A 513-nucleotide genomic window follows, 5' to 3' on the forward strand; every position below is an offset into this window, starting at 1 on the left:
AAGGTCAATCGCGGGAACCTGCCCGCCATCAAGTTAGGTGCAGCCCGCGTTCAGTTGCGGCGAAAGAAAGGGGCCTTGCTGGCAGCGGGAAGTGTACTGCGGGTGGGTAAGTTCTCGTTTCCGGGGGCGTTCATTCAGCAACTGAAAAACGGGCGCTGGCACGTTCTGAGGCGTACGTCGAAATTACGCTATCCGGTCGAAGTGGTGAAAATTCCACTGGAAAAGCCGTTAACGGCGGGATTCCGTGTACGGACATACCGAAAGAACTCCGCGCAGCATTGAACAACCAGTTAAGGCTAATTCTTAAGCGATGAACAAACATACAGCAATACGCAATGCGGTGCTGTCTGCGTTGCAATCCAACATTACCGATGTTGATGTCGCGTTCTCTGACGGGCGTCCGGCGTTTATCGATGCCCAGTCACTCCCATGTATCGCTGTATACATAACCGATGCAGAAAGCGTTGATGATGGGTATCTGGATGAGGGAACCTGGCAGGGAATTTTGCATGT

At 52.6% G+C, this 513-nt stretch carries 1 protein-coding gene and 1 pseudogene; both read left to right on the forward strand.

Annotation, left to right across the window (positions count from 1 at the left end; translation table 11 throughout):
• Positions 1-314 (forward strand): annotated as a pseudogene (locus J5224_RS35270) (phage tail protein); the annotation flags it as partial.
• On the forward strand, positions 311-513 hold a 203-nt coding region (gene gpU, locus J5224_RS35275), incomplete at its 3' end, for a phage minor tail U family protein (RefSeq protein WP_264629420.1). The pseudogene J5224_RS35270 and the gene gpU, both read left to right, overlap by 4 nt.

Source organism: Candidatus Symbiopectobacterium sp. NZEC135 (genome assembly GCF_025962695.1).